Below are 17,161 nucleotides of genomic sequence, written 5' to 3' on the forward strand. Positions count from 1 at the left end.
CGATGTGGCTCCTGAATCCTGTAGGGTGAGTTGATCGCGCTCAGGCGGCCTGTGCCGCCGGCTGCGGTTGTTGTGTCTGCTGCTCTCTCTGTTGTTCTCTCAGTTGCCGCGCCGCCTCGCCACGAAAGCGCGCTAGCGAAACCACGGCGCGCGTGATCGGCATCGGAATGGCATAGCGCTCGGCCATCTCCAGCACCGCATCGCCAATGGCCGCCAGCTCCAGCGGCCGGCCACGCTCCAGGTCCTGCAGCATGGACGTACGGAAGGCCCCCATGGCCTCGCCCAGTTGCACGAACGTGAGCGGATCAATATCCACCCGCGCACCATGGCTGGAGGCCACCAGCAGGGTCTCGCGCATGATCTGGCTGACCACCTCGCGCAATTCGGGCAAGCCGTACAGCTGCTGCAGCGTGCCCTGCGTGATGACCGACAAGGGATTGGTGCTGATGTTGGCGATGATCTTGGTCCACAGCTTGTCGCGGATGCGGTCGGTGGCGCGGGCTTCGATGCCGGCCGCTTCCACCGCTGCACGCACGCGCAAAAGGCGCTCGCTCATCTCGCCCGACGGCTCGCCCAGCACCATCAGGTGTGGATTGACCGAACGGATCACGCCCGGACTCTCCACCTCGGCGGTGATGAACAGCACGCTGCCGATCAGCTGCGCCAGCGGCACGGCACGTGCCAGGGCACCGTCGGGATCGACGGCCCTGACGGTCTGGCCATCGAAGCGCCCGCCCTCCCGATGGAAATACCACCAGGGCACGCCATTGCTGGTCGGGATGACCACCGTGTCCTCCCCGACCATGGGTGCGATCTGGGGCAGCAAGGCTGACATGTCCTGACTTTTTGCACACAGAAAAATGACATCCTGAATGCCGAACTCGGGCGACGGGCTGGCGGCCGGACGCGCATGGGTGGTGCCGTGCAAATCATGCAGGGTGAGGCCGCGTTCGCGGATGGCCTGCAGGGTCTGGCCGCGCGCCAGGACGCTGACCTGGTGGCCGGCCGCCGACAGGCGCACGGCCAGGGTGCCGCCAATGGCACCGGCACCGGCGATGCAGATGCGCAGCGGTGCAACGGCTGAGGTGGTGGTAGATGCTGGCTGACTCATGGCAATCACTCAAAAAGGAAATTCAACCGGCCAGCTTGTCCTGATGCTTTCCGGACAAGCCCAGATAAGCCTCGATCACGCGACGGTCATGGGCCAGTTGACTGGCCGGTCCGTGCATGCGGATCTCGCCGTTTTCCAGCACGTAGCCGTAGTCGGCCACCTGCAGCGCGGCGCGTGCGTTCTGCTCCACCAGCAGGATGGAGACGCCACGGCGGCGCAGCTCGGCGATGATGCGGAAGATCTCGCGCACGATCAGCGGCGCCAGGCCCAGGCTCGGTTCATCCAGCATCAGCAGGCGCGGCTTGGCCATCAGCGCACGCCCCACCGCCAGCATCTGGCGCTCGCCGCCGGAGAGCGTGCCGGCGTGCTGCGTGCGGCGCTCGCGCAGGCGCGGGAAAAGCGTATAGACCTCTTCCAGCGTGGCGGCATGATCGCGCTGGCCGGTGCGGTAGCGCTGGAAGGCGCCCAGCATCAGGTTGTCCTCGATGTTCATCTCGGAGAACAACTCGCGCTTCTCCGGCACCAGGGTCATGCCGGCCGCGACCATCTCTTCCACTTCAGGCGAGTGGCGGATGGTGCCATCGAAGGCCATCGCCCCGCGCGAGGGCAGCACGCCCATGATGGCCGAGAGCAGCGTGGTCTTGCCCGCGCCATTGGGGCCGATGACGGTGACGATCTTGCCCTGCTCCACCGACAGGTCGATGCCGGAGAGCACCTGCACGCGGCCATAGGCGGCCGACAGGTCGCGCACTTCCAATACCTTATTGCCCATGATGTGCTCCTGCTGCGATGGCCTCGCCCATGGCCGTGTCGGCGAGGGCAGCCTCTTCCTCGTCGGCCACGCCCAGATAGGCTTCCAGCACGGCACGATTGTTCTGGATCTCTTCGGGCAAGCCCTCGGCAATCTTCTGGCCGAAGTCCATCACCACAATGCGGTCCACCAGCTCCATGACGAAATCCATGTCGTGTTCCACCAGCAGGATGGCCATGCCTTCGCCGCGCAGCTTGCGCAGCAGGTCGCCCAGCGCCTGCTTCTCGCCCAGGCGCAGGCCGGCGGCAGGTTCATCGAGCAACAGCAGGCAGGGATCGGCGGCCAGGGCACGCGCGATTTCCAGGATGCGCTGCTGGCCCAGCGAGAGTGCACCGGCCTGTTCAAACATCTGCGCCTTCAGCCCGACCCGTTCGATCTGGCGCGCGGCTTCGGCCAGGATGCGGGCCTCTTCCTGGCGATCCAGGCGCAGCATCGAGGCCAGCACGCCACGCTGCCCGCGCAGGTAAGCACCGATGGCGACGTTCTCCAGCACCGTCATGCGCGGCATCAGGCGCACATGCTGGAAGCTGCGGCTCATGCCCAGCCCGGCGATGTGGCGCGAGCCCCGGCCAGTGACTTCGTAGCCACGGAATTGCACGCTGCCCGAGGTCGGCGTATCGACGCCCGAGATCTGGTTGAAGAGCGTGGACTTGCCCGCCCCATTGGGTCCGATCAGGGCCAGCACTTCCCCGGCCATCACCTTCAGGTTCATGTCGTTGTTGGCTACCAGGCCGCCGAACTTGCGGGTGACGTTGCGCACGTCCAGCACCACTTCGTGCGGAGCCGGCATGGGGCGGCGCGGCAGTGCCTGGGCCTGTGGATCGATCTGCAGGCGGCGGCTGCGCACCGGCATCAGGCGCGCCAGGTAAGGCCAGAGGCCATCGCGCGAACGCTGCAGCAGCACCACGATCAGGAGCCCGAAGACGATGGTCTCGAAATTGCCCGAGCGTCCCAGCAGCACCGGCAGGAGGCCTTGCAGCCATTCCTTGAGCACCACGATGAGGGTTGAGCCCAGCACCGCGCCCCACACATGGCTGGCCCCGCCCAGCACCGCCATGAACAGATAGTCGATGCCGAAGCCCAGGCCGAAGGGCGAAGGATTGACGAAGCGCTGCATGTGGACGTACAGCCAGCCCGACAGCGCAGCCAGCACGGCGGCAATGACGAAGACCACGATGCGCATGCGCGCCGTATTGATACCCATGGCCTCGGCCATCACGATGCCCCCTTTGAGGGCGCGGATGGCGCGGCCTTCGCGCGAATCCAGCAGGTTGCTGAGAGCCGCCACGCCCAGCAGCACGGCGATCCAGATCAGGCCGAACATGGCACGGTCGGAGCTGAGCGCCACCCCGAAGAGCGTGATGGAGGGAATGCCCGACATGCCGGTCTGCCCGCCCATGCTCTCGAGCGTGCCAAAGATGAAGTACAGGCTGATACCCCAGGCAATGGTACCCAGCGGCAGGTAATGCCCGGACAGCTTGAGCGTGACGCTGCCCACGGCATAGGCCAGCAGAGCGGTGAGCACCAGCGCCACCACCAGCGCGGGCCAGGGCGACTGCAGCCACAGCAGGGCCTCGGGCAGCGGCAGCACCTTGGCCGAGAGGGACGCCGAGAAATAGGCGCCCAGACCCACAAAGGCCGCCTGACCGAAGCTGGTCAGTCCGGCCACGCCGGTCAGCAGCACCAGCCCCAGCACCACGAGCGAGGCCAGGCCGATGTTGTTGAGCAGGGTCATGTAGAACGGCGGCAGGACCAGCGGTGCGGCTGCGAGCAACACCACGAAGATGGCCAGCGCCGTGCGCGCCGAGAGGCGCGAAGGAGCCCGGGAGGAAGCAGTTTTCATTCTTCTTCCTCCACGTGACGGGTCGAGAGGGAACGCCATAGCAGGATGGGAATGATCAGGACGAAGACGATGATTTCCTTGTAGGCACTGGCCCAGAAGGTGGAGAAGGATTCGATCAGGCCAATGGCGAGCGCGCCGATGGCGGCCACCGGATAGCTGACCAGCCCGCCGATGATGGAACCGACGAAACCCTTCAGGCTGATCAGGAAACCCGAGTCATAGTAGATCGTGGTGATGGGCGCGATCAGCACGCCGGACATCACCCCGATCAATGAGGCCAGCAGGAACATGGCCTTGCCCGCAAACACCGGCGAGATGCCCATCAGGCGCGCACCCATGCGGTTCAGGGCCGCGGCGCGCAGGGCCTTGCCATAAAGCGTGCGCTCGAACATCAGGAACAGGCCCACGATCAGCAGCAGCGATACGCAGATCACCCACAGCGCCTGGCTGGAAAAGCGCAGGCTGCCCAGTTCCAGGCTGGCATCGGTGAACGGCGCGGTGCGCGCGCCTTCCGGGCCGAACACCAGCAGCGCCACACCGACCAGGGCCACGTGCACGGCAATGGAGACGATCAGCAGCACCAGCGGCGAGGCCGAGGCGATGGGCTGGAAGGCCATGCGGTACATCAGTGGTCCCATCGGCACCAGCAGCAGCAGGGTCATCAAAATCTGCGCCAGCATCGGCATGGTGGAGAAGTTGAGGTTCAGGGCTACGCCCGCCACCACCGCCGCATAGACCAGCTTGGCCGGCAGCCACAGGCTGGGTCGGCGCCGGCTGGTGCGCCACATGTCGTAGAGGTCGAAGGCACAGGCCCCCAGGCACAGGGCCACCAGCAGCCAGGCGACCGTGAGCGGCTGGCCGTTCTGCATCATGCCCATGGTCAGCGCGCCGAAGGAGACAAATTCTCCCTGCGGGATCAGGAGGATACGGGTGACGGTGAAGACCAGGACGATGGACAGCGCCAGCAGCGCATAGATGGCGCCGTTGGTGATGCCGTCCTGTCCCAGGAGCGCCACGATTTGAAGATTCATTGCGACTTCCTTGTGGAACCGGCGCGGCGATCTGAGCGGGAACGGCGCGCCAGGTTCGGAATGCGTGTGGAGGAGGAGCATTGCGCCGGTCCGTGGTGGAGGCCGGGGCCGGCGCAACCAGCAGCGTCTTTACGGCTTGAGCAGGGTCCAGTTGCCCCCCTTGACGGTGATGAGCTCGCGGCCGCGTTCATCGAAACCGCTGTGGTCGGCGGCGCTCATGTTGTAGACGCCCTGGGTGCCCACCACTTCCTTGGTGTTCTCCAGTGCATCACGCAGGGCCGCGCGGAATTCCTTACTGCCCGGCTTGGCCTTCTTCGCCGCTACAGGGATGGCCTTTTCCAGCAACAGGCCGGCGTCATAGACGTTGGCACCGAAGGTGGCGGGCACGGCGTTGTACAGCTTCTTGTAGGCCTCGATGTAGTCGGTGGCGACCTTCTTGGAAGGATTGCTGTCGGGGATTTCGGGCAGCACCAGCATCAGGCTGGCCGCCAGGATGGTGCCCTCCACCTTGTTCTTGCCCAGTTGCAGGAAGGCCGGCAAGGCGGCGCCGTGGGTCTGGTACATCTTGCCCTTGTAGCCCTGGTCGAACAGCGTGGTCTGCGGCAGCACCGTGGCCGCACCGGGTGCGGCGACCAGCACCGCATCCGGATTGGCGGCGAGGATCTTCAGGGTCTGCGCGGTGACCGAGGTATCGGTGCGCTGGTAACGCTCGTTGGCGACGACCTTGATGTTGTTCTTGGCGGCCAGCTCGCCGAAGACCTTGGCCCAGTTCTCACCGAAGGGATCATTGACGGCGATGAAGCCGACTGTCTTGACCTTGCTCCTGACCATCTGCGCCACCAGCGCGCTGGCGATCAGATCATCGTTCTGCGTCGTCTTGAAGACCCACTTCTTCTGCTCCGTCATCGGCAGCACCACGGCGGCGGTACCGACCGGGGCCAGCAGGGGCACGCCGGCTTCGGCGACGAAGGAGATCACGCCCATGGCATTGGGCGAACCGCTGGGGCCGATGATGGCATCGACGTTGTATTCGGAGATCAGCTTCTTGATTTCGGTGACCGACTTGGTGGGATCGCTGGCATCGTCCAGCGAGATGTATTCGATCTTCAGGTCACCAGCCTTGGCCGGCAGCAGCGGCACGGTGTTCTTTTGCGGAATGCCCACCAGCGAGACGGGGCCGGTGGAAGAGGTCACGACCCCGATCTTGACCTGGGCGAAGGCGGGATTGCCGGCGAGGGTGGCGATGGTACCGAGAGCGGCCAGCGCGGCGGTGGCAATCAGGCGTTTGTGCAGCATGTGTTTCTCCCTTGTTGGTTGAGATGATGGCGGGCTTCCCCACGCCGCCACCGATCCGGGACAGCAATCTCGCATCGGTGCAGAACCGATCCTGGTCAACGCACGTAGAGCCCGCCATTGATGTCGAGGCAGGCGCCGGTGGCCGAGCCCGCCTCGGGCGAGGCCAGCAGCAGCACGGCATCGGCGATGAAATCGGGATCGCCCAGCGTCTTGACCGGAATGGTGGCAATGGTCGCGGCCAGCTTGTCGGCCGGTACGATCTCGCGCACGATGGGCAAATCCAGCGGGCCCGGCGAAATCGCATTGACGGTCACCCCTGCGCCTGCCAGCTCGCGGGCGAAGACCTTGGTCAGCGTCAGCACCGCACCCTTGGCCGCAGCATAGTGCGCACCGGTGGCGGTACCACCGTTCTGCCCGGCCAGCGAAGCGATGTTGATGATGCGGCCGTAACCGCGGTCGGCGAAGCGTTTGCCGAACACCTGGCATGCAAGAAATGTGCCCTTCATGTTGATGGCAGTGACCTCATCCCACTCCTCGGGAGTGATCTCCATCAGCGCCGCCACGCGCGAACGGCCGGCATTGTTGACCAGCACCGCAGCACCGCCCCAGCGCAATTCGATGGCATCGCAGGCAGCGATGAAGTCCGGCTTGCGGCGCACGTCCAGCGCCAGCGGCATGGCCGTGGCACCACTGGCGTCGAGGCTGGCGGCCACGGCCGAGACCTGTTCCAGGTCGATGTCGGAGAGCGCCACCTTGTAGCCGGCCGCATGCATCTTGCGCGCGATGCTTTCACCGAGTCCGCGTGCGGCGCCGGTGACCAGGGCAATCTTCTTGTCCATGATCAGCCGCCCTGGATGATGAGGGCGCGGCCAACGCGTGCTTCGATCTTGCCGTACTTCCACAGGCGATGTTCACCGACCATGGTGGTGCGGAACAGGTTGCAGGCCGCAACCACCGTATCGAGGTCGGCGACGTCGGCCATGATGTAGAAGGTCCAGGGGGCATCGTCGGACTTGCCCACCATCAGGCGGTCATCGTCCATGGTGCCCAATACCTTGATGCCATCCATGGTGGCCAGCGCAGTCATCATCTGGCCATAGGCCTGCCACACCGGGCCGGTCTCGGTGGCGGGCAGGTCGAAGAAGTTTTGCGTCACGCCGACGCAGAAGAGGACGCGCAGCGGTTCTTTATCATTGCTTGGGACTTGGCTCATGGAGGCTCCAGACTTGAAACTTGGCGAGTGAAAATGAAGTGAATGCGACGGCTTACAGGAAACCCGGCATCGGCGGCACGCCCAGCGTGACTGCACCGGCACCGTCATAGATGCCCTCGCCGAGGAAGGCGTGCTGCTTGACCACGGCGGCATCGCGCAGGTAACGCTGCAAGGGGTGGCTGTTGTAGATGGCCGTGGTACCGGCCAGGCCGAACATGGCCTGGGTGACTTCATTGCCGACCCTGGCGATTTCGACTGCCGTCAGGCGCAACAGGCTGACCTGTTCGGGCGTGACCGGATTGCCAGCGAGAATGGACTCCCACACTTCGCTGGTAGCGTCATAAAGGAAGGCGCGTGCCGAGCGCAGTTTCGCTTCAGCCTTGGCCACCTCGATGCGCACGTAGGAACGGTCGGCCAGCTTGGGCGCGCCGGTGATGGCCACGCGCCCGCCGGACATCTGGTTGATCTCGTCGATGGCCGCGCGGCCGACGCCCAGGTTCACTACTGCCAGCACCTGGGCGGCATAGGCGATGGTGGGATAGCGGTACAGCGGTTCATCGATGGTGGCCGCACCGCCACGGATGAAGGTCCACTCATCCGGAACGAATTGCTGGCTGACCTTGAGGTCATGGCTACCGGTGCCGACCAGGCCCATCACGTCCCAGTTGTCGATGATCTCGACCTGCTCCGGCGGCAGCACGGCGGTACGCGGCTTGGAACCGGCCTGGCCGGGAACGGCCGCACCGATGCCCACGCCCAGCAGGTCTGCACCCTTGCAGCCGCTGCCGAATTTCCAGGTGCCATTGACCGTCCAGCCGCCCTCGACCTGGGTCGCAGGCTGCAAGGGAAAGAGGCCACCGGCAAAAGTCAGGTCCGGCCCCTTGGCGTAGATCGTGGCCTGCGTCTCCTTGGGCAGTGCCGCCAGGTAGACCGAGGCCGAACCGAAACTGGCGACCCAACCTACCGAGGCATCGGCCACGGAAATCTTTTCGATCAACTGCAGGAAGCCCATGGGTGACATGCCGCTGCCGCCGAAGCATTGCGGCGTGGCGGCGCGATAGATGCCGGCCTTCTTCAACTGCGCGATGAAATCCTTGGGCACGAAACGCTGGGCGGCGAATTCATCGCGGCGCGCGCGGATCTCCGCCAGCAGCGGGACCAGGACGTCTTCTTCACGGGCCGCCAGCGCGGCCGGGTTCTCCATCACGGACATTGCATTCTCCAGGTGGCTTGCATCAGAATGAAGTCGAGTGTAGGGAGCGGCCTTTCCCGGTTCAATCGGGAGCGCTGCAGCTTTTTTAGGGGAATACGCGAAGCCTTCTAAAGAAAACCCCTAGTCCTTTTCCCAACGGCAAACCCGGTCTGCCCTTCCTTTGGTGAACTCATCAGGGAAGGACTCAGCCCTGGCCCTGAAGCGACAAGCGATCACAGAGACGAGCGATGCCAGAACAATCCGCCGCACCTTCTTCCCCTGCCCTGCCGGATGACGCCATCCGCTTTGGCCTCGATGATTTCCGCCGCATGATGGATGCACTGCCCATGTGCATCATCCTGCACGACGCCCACACCAAGTCCATCCTCTGGGCCAATCCTTCGGCCTGCCAGGTGCTGGGCTTTACGCTGGAAGAGCTGCTGCCGCTGAAAGCGCCGGACATGAGCCGGCAGTCGCACGAATACCGCCGCGAGATCGGCCGCAAGTGGCTGCACGATGCCGTGCTCCACGGCAGCAATATGGTGGAGTGGTGCTACCGCGCCAAGAACGGCGACGAGATCCTCTCCGAAGCGATTGCCACGCTGGTGCCGCTGACCGAGCGCGACGTCATCATGGTGCAGTTCCGCGATATTGCGCGCGAGGAACAGATCCGGCGCGAGATGAAAAAGCTGGAGAGCCGCCTCAAGGAATTCATGCAGGATTCCGATGAAGGCGTGGCGGTGCTGCGTCCCGATGGCGGCATCGACTACCTCAGCGACGCCGGCCGCAAGCTGCTGGGCGTGCGGCCGGGCCAGAACCCGCCCAAGAATTTCGTCGAGCAATGCCTGCCCGAGGCGCGCGACGAGTTGCTGGAGCTGCTCACGCTGGCGCTGCCGGATGCGATCAGCTTCCCGCTGCGCTACCAGATCCTGCGCAAGGATGGCGTGGTGCGCTGGCACCATGCGGTGTGCCGCTATATCGAAATCGAGAACGACCTCAAGGGCCATCTGCTGCACTTCCACGACATCACCGATCAGGTCGAGGCCGAAGAAGCCCGACGCCGCGACCAGGCCGCGCTGGAATACCTGGCGCGCCACAATGCCATGGGCGAGATGGCCACCGCCATTGCGCACGAGCTGTCGCAGCCGCTGGCGGCGATCCGCAACTTCCTCGAAGGCTCGATCCTGCGCCTCCGTCAGAGCGAGGCCCTGCGCGAGCAGGCCGGGCAGATCGTGTGGGGACTGGAAAGTGCCGGACGCCAGGTCGACCATGCCGCCACCATCATCAAGAGCGTGCGCGAATACGTGGTGCGGCTGGAGCAGAGCGAAACCCTCATCGACCTCAACGCAGTGCTGGAAGAGGTGCGCTGGTTCATCGAGATGAAGGCCGCCGAAGGCAAGGTGCATCTGCATATCGACGCCGGTACGCAGCCGCTGGTGGTGAGCTGCGAGAAGGTGCTGATCGGCCAGGTGATCCTGAATCTCGCCTTCAATGCCATCGAGGAGATGATGGAGTTTCCCGAAGGTGCGCGGCACGTGCGCATCAGCACCGCAAGGAGCAACAGCCATGCCCTGCTGACCGTGGCCGACGAAGGCCGCGGCATCGATGCCGGTCACCGCGAACGGCTCTTCGACGGATTCTTCTCCTCCAAGGTCAGCGGCAATGGCATCGGGCTGGCGCTGTGCAAGAACATCATTGCGCGCCATCGCGGCGATATCTGGGCCCAGCCGGGCGAGAGCGAAGGAGAACCATGCGGCACCCGCTTCTGCTTCACGCTGCCGTTGGTCGAGCACCACAACTAAAGATTCCTTTACGGCCGCCACGCAACGCGCTGCCTTGGTGATGGCGCGCACCCGCGTGGTGAAGTTCTGCATGATTCTCCCGCCAGCCAGTCGATTCATGCACCGGATTCGAGAGTCGATGACTGATTTACCGTGCGCATGAATCGGGCTTATTCCATCTATCCGCTGCATCAATTTGATCTGGCGCAAATGCGCTTCCTATGATGAGCACACATGACGACTTGTCATGCACGCCACGCAGACCACTGCATTGACCGGCTGCGTCAGCCGGTTCGCCATCGGCCCGGGCCGATGCGGACCGCGCCCATCACATCGCAATACCACAGGGAGCCTTGTCACATGAAGAAGAAACTACTGGTCGCCGCCTTGCTCGCGGCCGGCACGGGGATGGCACATGCACAGAGCAGCGTTTCCATCTATGGCCTCATCGATCTGGGCCTGACGTATTACTCCAATGCCGCCAAGACCGGCGGCGGCGGTGCTTCCTTGCTGCGCATGGACAGCGGCATCGCTCAGGGCAGCCGCATCGGCTTCAAGGGAACCGAAGACCTGGGTGGCGGCCTGAACGCCTTCTTCACCCTGGAAACCGGCTTCGGCGCCGATGACGGCAGCCTCGGCCAGGGTGGCCTGCTGTTCGGCCGCCAGTCCTTCGTCGGCCTGGGCAGCAAGGACTGGGGATCGATCAGCGCAGGCCGCCAGTATGACTTCATGTCCAACATCGGCGCCCAGTACGCCATGGGCGCGCTGTCGCCGGCCGGCTCCTTCGCCTGGGGCCTGCATGCCGATGCGGCGCACAGCACGGCGCTCAACGACCACATCTATGGCGGCGACCGCACCAACAACTCGGTGAAGTACAACAGTGCCAAGTTCGGCGGCTTCAGCTTTGGCGCGATGGTTGGTCTGGGCGAAGTGGCGGGCAACAACAATGCCGGACGCACCGTCAGCGCCCTCGGCCAGTACGACGCCGGCGCCTTCAGTGGCGCCCTCGCCTACACCGACATCAAGGACAGCACCGGCAGCTACTCGACCCGCATCTACGGTGGCGGCGCGCGCTACCAGATCGGCGCCTTCACCCCCTTCGGCGTGCTCACCCAGGTCAAGAACACCAACACCAATGCCAAGGCCACCACTTATGAACTGGGCACGGTCTATGCATTGACGCCGCTGTGGGATCTGGCTGCGGCCTACCAGTTCCAGAAGCGCAACCAGGGTGTGGGCAATGCCCAGGCGCTGGTGGCGACGGTGGACTACAAGATCTCCAAGCGCACGGACCTGTACGTGGGTGCGGTGTATGACCGCGACAAGGGCTACAACGCCTATCCGGTCTACGGTGGCGGCATCCAGTCGTCGACGGGCAACCAGAGCGCCTTGCGCTTTGGCATCCGCCATCGCTTCTGAGGACGGGCTTCTTGAGGGAAGGCCGCTGCCGACATCCGGTGATCTTCCGAAATAGAGGAGAACGGCCCGCCGTGCTGGCGGGCCTTCGGCGTTGAAGGAGTCGGTGCATCAGCTGCTGCGGCCGTAGCTCTGCAGCAGGTCGATGACGATCTGGCGCAGCCAGCTGTTGCCGGGATCGGCATCGAAGGCCTGGTGCCAGTGCAGGGTGATGTCCACCACTGGCAGTTTGACCGGCAGTTCATACGACAGGAAGACATCCGGATGTTCGCTGTGGAAGAGCTTGGCGATGCGCGCCGGCACCGTGGCCACCAGGTCGGACTTGCCGAGGATGCGCGGCAGTACCGTGAAATGCGGAATCGACAGGCTGATCTTGCGCTGCACGCCCAGGTTGCGGAAGGAGTTCTCGACCTGGTGGTGGCTGCTCTCGGCCGACTCCACCAGCACGTGCGAGAGCGCCAAAAATTCGTCCAGTTCCAGATGCTGGCGGGCCGGCAGCGCGGGGCGCTTGCGCATCATGCAGACATAGCTTTCGCGAAACAGCAGTTCGTGGCAGGTCACCGGTTTCAAGGCCGGCAGGTTGCCGAAGGCGAAGTCGAGCTGGCCGGTGCGCAGGGCTTCTTCCAGATGAGCCGGCGCCACCTGCTCCACCTGCAGGCGCGTGTGCGGCGCCTGCGCGGTCAGCAGTTCGCACAGCTGCGGCAGGAACATCATCTCGGCCACGTCCGTCATCGAGGCGCGGAACACCCGCGTGCTGGCGGCCGGGTCGAAGCGCTCGGTATAGCGCAGCGCGTCCTGCACCGCCTGCAGCGCGCGGTTGATGGGCTTGGCCAGTTCCAGTGCGGCCGGGGTGGGTTGCATGCCCTCCTTGGTGCGGATGAAGAGCGGGTCATCGAAGATCTGCCGCAGCCGTCCCAATGCATAGCTCACGGCCGGCTGCGACAAGTGCAGGCGGTTGCCGGCCAGGGTCAGGCTGCGCTCGTCGGCGATAGCCTGGAAGACCCGCAGCAGGTTCAGGTCCATGTTGTTGAAGGTCGCCATAGCAGTCTCCGGAAGGGGTCGCGCTGGGCCAGGCCCAATAAGAGAAAGCGGCAAGCACTATCCATGCCACTTATGTGAAAAATATTTTACATCAATTTGATCTATTTTAAGGCGACTTTTAAAATGCTTCACATCAGCCAAGGAAACCGCCTGCATCCCGCGCCCGACGTGGATCGTCAGCCTGCACGGCACCATTTGAACGGATGCACCATGAGCCCTCAGCCAACTTCTTCACGCGCCTTGCCAAAGGCTCTCCGCAAGCGCAGCGCTCAGGACGGCAGGACCGCCCTTGAACAACAGGCGCGCCTGGCCTGCCTGGGAGCCGCAGGATGAATGCAGCCAACGGAAGCACCGTAGCAGGCACGGGCAACGCCCTGCTCTCGCGTTTTCATCTCGGTGGCAGTGGCCCGACGGTGGCCATCAAGGATTGCATCGACATCGCCGGCCAGCCCACCTGCGGCGGCAGTGCAGCACTGGCCGATGCCGCGCCGGCCGGCGCCCATGCCGACGTGGTGAGCAAGCTCATCGACGCCGGCTGGCAAATCACGGCCCGCGCCAACATGCACGAGCTGGCCTATGGCATGACCGGCATCAATGACTGGAACGGCACCGCCATCAATCCGCAAGACCCGGCGCGCATGACCGGCGGCTCTTCCAGCGGGTCGGCCTCGGCCGTGGGTGCCGGACTGGTGGACCTGTCCATCGGCAGCGATACCGGTGGCTCGATCCGCCTGCCGGCTGCCTGTTGCGGCGTGATCGGATTCAAGCCAACCTATGGCCGCGTCAGCCGCGCCGGTGCCTATCCGGCCGTGAGCAGCCTGGATTGCGTGGGCCCGTTTGCGCGCAGCATGGATCTGATCATCAGCGCCATGGCCAGCATCGCGCCGGGCTTTGACCATGCAGCCGCCACTGCGCCGATGGCCGATGCGCGCGTGAAGCTGGTGACGGTGCAGGCCGATGCCGACATCGCCCAGGCCATCGCCGCCGCCTTCGCCGCCAGCGGCTGGCAAGGCTCGCCCTGGACGGCGCAGCACATGCACGCCGCCTTCGAGGCCGGCATGACCCTCATCAACCGCGAGACGCACGACGCCTTCGGCCATCTGCTGGGCCTGGGCAAGCTCGGGGCCGATATCGAAAAGCGTCTTTCGGCCGCCGCCGACACCACCGATGCCGCAGTCGCCCAGGCCGAAGCCGTGCGCGCCGCCTTCAGCGCCGAGGTCGATGCCGCGCTCGCCAGTGCCGACGCCCTGCTGCTGCCCACCCTGCCGGCGCTGCCGCCGACGCTGGAGGCCATCGGCCAGGGCACATCGGTGCTGATGCTGTCCTCGCTGGTGCGGCCCTTCAATCTGTCGGGCCATCCGGCGCTGAGCATTCCGGTGCCCATTGCCGGCAGTCCGCTCAAGGCCGGGCTGCAGCTGGTCGGGCGCAAGGGCGAGGATGAACGCATCTGCGCGCTGGGCCTGCATCTGGAACGGGCACTCAGGCAAGCCTGAGCCCGCAGGACCACGGAACACGACTCAAGCTCGCCAAGATCCACACTGACAACGACAGCAAGACACTGGAGAAAGCCATGAACGCACCCCTACGCTTCCACCCGCGCAAGACCGATTCTTCCTATGCCGACCTGGTGCAGGATGCGGTGGTGGACCCTTCGCTCTACACCGATCCGGCCATCTTCGAAGCCGAGATGGACAAGATCTTCTACAAGACCTGGGTGTGGGTGGCCCACGAAAGCGAGATCAGGAACCCGGGCGACTTCAAGACCGCCCAGATCGGCCGCCAGCCGGTCATCGTGGTGCGCGACAAGACCGGCAAGATCAACGTGCTGGAAAACCGTTGCCGCCATCGCGGCGCCACCGTCTGCGAAAAGCACAAGGGCAATGCCACCGGCTTCACCTGCCCCTACCACAGCTGGTCCTACGGCCTGGATGGCAAGCTGCGCGGCCTGCCCTACCCGGAAGGCTATGAAGACGTGATCGAGAAGGCCGACCTGCCGCTGCAGAGCCTGCGCACGGAAAGCTACCACGGCATGATCTTCGCCTCCTTCAACCAGGAGATCGAACCGCTGTCGGACTTCCTCGGCCATGCCAAGAAGTGGATCGACCTCTTCATGAAGCAGGGCGCGGGCTTCCCCATCAAGGTCCAGGGCGAGCACAAGTTCAGCTTCAAGGGCAACTGGAAGATCCAGCTGGAAAACACCACCGACGGCTATCACTTCCCGGTGGTGCACAAGACCTTCCTGTCTTCCGTCGATGAAGAAACCTCCGAGATGCTCTCCTTCATGACCGACGACCAGTCGATCACCCGCTCGCTGGGCAATGGCCACAGCGTCATGATCATGGTGCCCGAGCACGTCGACCTGGACGTGGACGATGGCAGCGAGCAATTGCAGGAACGCTTTGCCCACGTGACCGAAGAGCTGTCCAGGACCATGCCGCCGGAACAGGTACGCCGTATCGTGCGTTCGCTGCACGGCGCCGGCTTCAACCTGAACCTGTTCCCCAACGTGGCCATGTCGATGTCCTTCTTCCGGGTGCTGCATCCGGTGTCGGTGGGCGAGACCCAGATCCGCCACGTGGCGCTGGGCATGGATGGCGGACCCGAGATCGCCAACCGCGAACGCCTGCGCATCCACGAACACTTCCAGGGCCCGTTCGGCTTTGGCAGCCCGGATGACGCCGAAGCCTGGGAACGCGTACAGACCGGCTCCTACGCCGGCCGCAATGCACCCATCCTGGTCAACCGTGGCCTGAACCGTGAATGGGTGGACGACAACGGCGACAAGGTGTCGCACTCGACCGATGAAACCGGCATGCGCGAAGCCTATGCCATGTGGAAAAAGATGATGGAGAAATGATCGTATGAACCAACAAGACACTCTGCAAGGCATTCCCGCTCCCATGGCGCGTGCCATCGCCTTCATCTGGAAAGAAGCTGAACTTCTTGACCGAAAAGACTATGCCGCCTGGCAGGACCTGTGGACCGACGACGGCTATTACGTGGTGCCCATCGATCCCCACACCACCGACTATGCCGCCTCGCTGAACTACGCCTACGACAATGCCCACATGCGCAAGATCCGCATCGAGCGCCTGACCTCGGGCCATGCCATGTCGGCCGTCGATGCGGCTGCCACGGTGCGCACGGTCTCGCGCTTCGTGCCGGTGCATCTGTCGGAGGAGCTGGTGGAGATCACCTCGGCCCAGGTACTGGTGGGTTACAAGCGCCAGCAGCACACGATGTTCGTGGCCAACGTCACGCATCGCCTGCGCTTTACGCCCCAGGGGCCGAAGATCGAGCAGAAGGTGATCCGCCTGATCAACTCCATGGACAGCCTCAACGCCCTGGGCTTCCTGCTCTGAGCGGCAGCACCGCAACTGCGCAATCGAACCGACGAGTATTGGCCTCATGAAACTGATCGTAGACACCATCACCGACGAAACCGGCGACATCCGCTCCTTCCGCCTGGTGCGCGCCGATGGCGCCCCGCTGCCGGCCTATGAGCCGGGCGCCCACATCGACGTCACCGGGCCGACCGGGATCATGCGCCAATACTCGCTGTGCGGTCCGCTCGACGACCGCTGCGGCTACACCATCGCCGTCAAGCGCGAAAGCGCCTCGCGCGGCGGCTCGGCGGCCTTGCACGATGCGGTCAGGGCGGGCATGGAACTGGAGGTGGGCACGCCGCGCAACCTCTTCGCGCTCGATGCCGGCGCACCGGAACACCTGCTCTTTGGCGCGGGCATCGGCGTGACACCGCTGCTGGCGATGGCCTATCGCCTGTGGGCCGAACAGAAGCCCTTCACGCTGCACTACTTCGTGCGTGCGCGCGAGCATGCAGCCTTTGCGGATCTGCTGGAGAAGGCCCCCTTTGCGGCGCACGTGCGCTTCCACTACGCGGTCATGCCGGCACAGATGGCGCATTACCTCACCGCCTGCCTGGAAGCGGGCAGCAGAGAAGCCCACGTCTACACCTGCGGCCCGGCCCCCTTCATGGACGCCGTGGTCAAGTGCGCGGCAGCCAGCCGCAGTGAAGAGGCGATCCATCTGGAACACTTCCAGGCGGCCCCGGCCCCTGCGTCAGCCGAAGCCGGTGGCGATGGCGCCTTCGAAGTGAAGCTGGCCAGCTCGGGCAAGGTGGTGCAGATTCCGGTGGGCATTCCCATCGTCGATGTTCTGGCACGCGAAGGCATTGTCATCGATACCTCCTGCCGCGAAGGCATCTGCGGGACTTGCGTGGTGCCGCTGCTGGAGGGGGAGCCGGATCATCGGGACAATTGCCTGTCCAAAAAGGAGAAGGCGGCCAATGACCAGATCTGTACCTGCGTTTCGCGGGCCAGGTCGGGGATGCTGGTGTTGGATCTTTGAAATCTGACTATCTGAATTACCGACAATCCGTTCGGACTGAGTAGCGGCGTTGCCGCGT

Annotated in this window: 15 protein-coding genes; 6 read left to right on the forward strand and 9 right to left on the reverse strand. The window is 64.5% G+C overall.

The window, feature by feature from the left end:
* Positions 1-40: 40 nt before the first annotated feature.
* From ACVC5H_RS19090 to ACVC5H_RS19125, 8 genes are all read right to left on the reverse strand, one after another.
* Positions 41-1,111 carry a ketopantoate reductase family protein gene (locus ACVC5H_RS19090; protein WP_489619336.1) on the reverse strand — a complete coding sequence of 357 codons (1,071 nt, stop codon included), beginning with the start codon at positions 1,109-1,111 and terminating at the stop codon, positions 41-43.
* Between the two features lie 22 nt (positions 1,112-1,133).
* Positions 1,134-1,883, reverse strand: a complete 750-nt coding sequence (locus tag ACVC5H_RS19095; protein WP_489619337.1) for an ABC transporter ATP-binding protein — start codon at positions 1,881-1,883, stop codon at positions 1,134-1,136.
* Positions 1,873-3,765 (reverse strand): branched-chain amino acid ABC transporter ATP-binding protein/permease, encoded by a 1,893-nt coding sequence (locus tag ACVC5H_RS19100; protein ID WP_489619338.1) that lies wholly within the window; start codon positions 3,763-3,765, stop codon positions 1,873-1,875. The genes ACVC5H_RS19095 and ACVC5H_RS19100 overlap by 11 nt, the downstream gene beginning before the upstream one ends.
* Positions 3,762-4,796: a branched-chain amino acid ABC transporter permease gene (locus ACVC5H_RS19105; RefSeq protein WP_489619339.1), complete on the reverse strand. Its 1,035-nt coding sequence runs from the start codon at positions 4,794-4,796 to the stop codon at positions 3,762-3,764. Before ACVC5H_RS19105 ends, ACVC5H_RS19100 begins: the two co-directional genes overlap by 4 nt.
* Before the next feature lie 129 nt (positions 4,797-4,925).
* Entirely contained in the window at positions 4,926-6,092 is a 1,167-nt protein-coding gene (locus ACVC5H_RS19110) for an ABC transporter substrate-binding protein (RefSeq protein WP_489619340.1), read from the reverse strand.
* 95 nt (positions 6,093-6,187) lie between these two features.
* Positions 6,188-6,931 (reverse strand): SDR family NAD(P)-dependent oxidoreductase, encoded by a 744-nt coding sequence (locus ACVC5H_RS19115; protein ID WP_338718536.1) that lies wholly within the window; start codon positions 6,929-6,931, stop codon positions 6,188-6,190.
* A gap of 2 nt (positions 6,932-6,933) precedes the next feature.
* Positions 6,934-7,305, reverse strand: a complete 372-nt coding sequence (locus ACVC5H_RS19120) for a hypothetical protein (protein WP_034334415.1) — start codon at positions 7,303-7,305, stop codon at positions 6,934-6,936.
* A gap of 52 nt (positions 7,306-7,357) precedes the next feature.
* Positions 7,358-8,518 carry an acyl-CoA dehydrogenase family protein gene (locus ACVC5H_RS19125; protein ID WP_489619341.1) on the reverse strand — a complete coding sequence of 387 codons (1,161 nt, stop codon included), beginning with the start codon at positions 8,516-8,518 and terminating at the stop codon, positions 7,358-7,360.
* A gap of 227 nt (positions 8,519-8,745) precedes the next feature.
* Between ACVC5H_RS19125 and ACVC5H_RS19130 the strand changes: the two genes are divergently transcribed.
* On the forward strand, positions 8,746-10,299 hold the full coding sequence (locus ACVC5H_RS19130) for an ATP-binding protein (protein ID WP_489619342.1): 1,554 nt from the start codon (positions 8,746-8,748) through the stop codon (positions 10,297-10,299).
* 339 nt (positions 10,300-10,638) lie between these two features.
* Positions 10,639-11,697, forward strand: coding sequence for a porin (locus ACVC5H_RS19135; RefSeq protein WP_489619343.1), 1,059 nt, complete (start codon positions 10,639-10,641; stop codon positions 11,695-11,697).
* A 108-nt stretch (positions 11,698-11,805) separates the two neighbouring features.
* On the opposite strand, the gene ACVC5H_RS19140 is transcribed toward ACVC5H_RS19135, so the two are convergent.
* The gene (locus ACVC5H_RS19140) at positions 11,806-12,735 is read right to left on the reverse strand and encodes a LysR family transcriptional regulator (RefSeq protein ID WP_489619344.1); all 930 of its coding nucleotides are present in this window, start codon (positions 12,733-12,735) and stop codon (positions 11,806-11,808) included.
* Positions 12,736-13,064: 329 nt separating this feature from the next.
* Here ACVC5H_RS19140 and ACVC5H_RS19145 point away from each other — a divergent pair, with 329 nt between their 5' ends.
* From ACVC5H_RS19145 to ACVC5H_RS19160, 4 genes are all read left to right on the forward strand, one after another.
* Positions 13,065-14,228, forward strand: coding sequence for an amidase family protein (locus ACVC5H_RS19145; RefSeq protein ID WP_489619345.1), 1,164 nt, complete (start codon positions 13,065-13,067; stop codon positions 14,226-14,228).
* A gap of 77 nt (positions 14,229-14,305) precedes the next feature.
* A complete protein-coding gene (locus ACVC5H_RS19150; RefSeq protein ID WP_489619346.1) occupies positions 14,306-15,592 on the forward strand; it encodes an aromatic ring-hydroxylating oxygenase subunit alpha in 1,287 nt (428 codons plus the stop codon).
* 4 nt (positions 15,593-15,596) lie between these two features.
* Entirely contained in the window at positions 15,597-16,097 is a 501-nt protein-coding gene (locus tag ACVC5H_RS19155) for an aromatic-ring-hydroxylating dioxygenase subunit beta (protein WP_489619347.1), read from the forward strand.
* A 46-nt stretch (positions 16,098-16,143) separates the two neighbouring features.
* Positions 16,144-17,103, forward strand: a complete 960-nt coding sequence (locus ACVC5H_RS19160; protein WP_489619348.1) for a PDR/VanB family oxidoreductase — start codon at positions 16,144-16,146, stop codon at positions 17,101-17,103.
* Positions 17,104-17,161: the final 58 nt, after the last annotated feature.

It is taken from the genome of Herbaspirillum sp. Her3, assembly GCF_057961275.1.